The following is a 726-nucleotide window of genomic DNA, read 5'->3' as shown; positions in this document are numbered from 1 at the left end:
TGGAATTTTCTTTTTCGTTCGATTGAAAGCCATGGCCCCCCGTTCAGCCCCCACCGATGCCCGCGTGAACGCCCCTCCCCGCCACCTGCGGCTGCTCGAGGAAGTGCGCGCCCGGCAGTCCGCCACCGTCGAGCAATTGGCCGACACCCTGGGCGTGACCCTGCAGACCGTGCGCCGCGACGTGCAGCGCCTGGCCGAGGCCGGGCTGCTCACGCGCTTTCACGGCGGCGTGCGCGTGCCCAGCTCGACGGTCGAGAACCTCGCGCACACGCAGCGCGAGGCGCTGCACGCCGCGGGCAAGGCGCGCATCGCGCAGGCCGTGGCGCAGCAGGTGCCGCACGGCTGCTCGCTGATCCTGAACATCGGCACCACTATCGAGGCCGTGGCCCGGGCGCTGCTGCGGCACCGGGGCCTGCGCGTGGTCACGAACAACCTCAACGTGGCCGCCATCCTCAGCAGCAACCCCGACTGCGAAGTGATCGTGGCCGGCGGCGTGGTGCGCGCGACCGACCGCGGCATCGTCGGCGAGGCGGCAGTGGACTTCATGCGCCAGTTCAAGGTCGACATCGCGGTCATCGGCATCTCGGGCATCGAGGCCGACGGCTCGCTGCGCGACTACGACTACCGCGAGGTCAAGGTGGCGCAGACCATCATCGGCCACGCGCGCGAGGTCTGGCTGGCCGCCGACCACAGCAAGTTCCACCGCCCGGCCCTGGTGCAGCTGGC

General features: G+C 70.7%; 1 protein-coding gene. It reads left to right on the top strand.

Going from position 1 to position 726, the window contains the following annotated elements; translation table 11 throughout:
- Positions 1–64: 64 nt before the first annotated feature.
- A partial coding sequence (locus B2J89_RS21310) for a DeoR/GlpR family DNA-binding transcription regulator (RefSeq protein WP_169170826.1) occupies positions 65–726 on the top strand: 662 nt, incomplete at its 3' end.

The organism is Acidovorax sp. SRB_24 (genome assembly GCF_012931925.1).
Note: the sequence above shows the minus strand (reverse complement) of the source record. Positions and strands in the feature narration are given on the sequence as shown.